The sequence below is a fragment of the Nocardioides sp. CPCC 206348 genome, assembly GCF_048654705.1.
In the GTDB taxonomy this organism is placed as follows: Bacteria; Actinomycetota; Actinomycetes; order Propionibacteriales; family Nocardioidaceae; genus Nocardioides.
The window spans coordinates 63,193-63,784 of record NZ_JBMCZA010000071.1 but is presented as its reverse complement, the minus strand read 5'-3'; the positions used below and the strand labels follow the sequence as shown (position 1 = coordinate 63,784).

Genomic DNA, 592 nt, shown 5'->3' with positions numbered 1-592 from the left:
GATGGTCGCCTGGGGGTGGTGGGACCGGCGTCGCCGGACGAACCAGGAAACCAGCCCGGATCAGGAGACCGAACCGGCGTGGGACACGATCAGCTCGGCCAGCCGGTCGGGCGCCTCCTCGGGGATGAAGTGCGCGACGCCCTCCAGCACCACCAGCTCGAACCCGCCCGAGCAGTAACGCTCGGAGTCCTCGCAGCCGCGGCGCAGGATCACCGGGTCCCGGTCGCCCCAGACCTGGAGCACCGGCGCTCCCACCCTCGGGAAGCCCAGGCCGGGCGTGGTGAACGGTAGGGCGCGGTACCAGTTGACGCCCCCGCGTCGTACCCGCCGGTCCATGAGGCGCTCGGCGTCGCGTCGAGCCGCCGCGACGGGCAGGCCCGCCTGCTCCAGGCCGCGCTGCAACCCCTTGCGGTTGCCCAGGACCAGCTCGGGCAGGACCGGCAGCTGGAAGACGACGGAGTACCACCACCTGGGGAGCTGGGTGGTGGTCAGCATCGACCTGGCGAACGCTCCGGGATGCGGGACCGAGACCGCGGTGAGCGTCCGCACCAGCTCCGGCCGCTCCCCCGCGACCTGCCAGGCAAGGCCCGAG

The 592-nt window shown here is 73.1% G+C and carries 1 protein-coding gene; it reads right to left on the bottom strand.

All coding sequences use genetic code 11. The annotated features are described in order from the left end of the window. Positions 1-60 precede the first annotated feature (60 nt). The coding region (locus ACOADB_RS03380) for an alpha/beta fold hydrolase (protein ID WP_378596519.1) at positions 61-592 on the bottom strand (532 nt) is incomplete at its 5' end.